The following is a 672-nucleotide window of genomic DNA, read 5'->3' on the forward strand; positions in this document are numbered from 1 at the left end:
CCGCTGCCGTTGTTCTTGATCGACAGGTTGGTCACTGCCACGTTGTTCTCGGTGATGAACTTGGTCTGGTTCACCGTGACCGAGCCGCTGGTGTGCACGCTGTTCCAGTGGCTGGGCATCTGCCGGCGCTGGGAGACCTGCTCGGTGAAGGTGCCCGGACTGATCGCGACGCTGTAGGCGTTCTGGTCGTTGACGCTCTCCCAGTAGGCGACATGGCCGCCGAAACCGAGGATCGCCGGATCGTGGGTCTTCATGAAGAGCGCGCGGCCACGGCTCATCAGCCAGGGGCCGGCCGGGTCGTCGCCGGAGCGGGCCAGCAGACGGTCCATCCAGAAGTCGGTGCCGGAACTCTCCGAGTCGTAGATGGCCTTCATCATGTAACCGGCGGTCTGGGCGAGGGGCGCGGCCGGGACCGCGGGGCAGCTGAACGTCGGGAACCCGATGGTCTGCGCGGCTGCGGCCGGGGGCGCGGTGAGGACAGAGGCGAGGGTGAGCAGCAGGGCGACGAGGAGGTATCTCGTGCGCCGACGTCGTACCAGTAAGGAGTGCGGTCTTCTCATCGGAGGCTCCCTGTCCCGTTGCCTGACAGACGTGTGGTCGCGATGGCGCCGACGTTCATGATCCGAAGAGCACAGAAAACTGACCTGAAAGGTTTTCGCAACGTAGGAGCGA

Annotated in this window: 1 pseudogene; it reads right to left on the reverse strand. The window is 65.0% G+C overall.

Annotated features, from left to right (window positions below):
• A pseudogene (locus tag G3I60_RS43845) lies at nucleotides 1-560 on the reverse strand (hypothetical protein); the annotation flags it as partial.
• Between the last annotated feature and the right edge of the window lie 112 nt (nucleotides 561-672).

It is taken from the genome of Streptomyces sp. SID13666 (assembly GCF_010548325.1).
Lineage (GTDB): Bacteria > Actinomycetota > Actinomycetes > Streptomycetales > Streptomycetaceae > Actinacidiphila > Actinacidiphila fildesensis.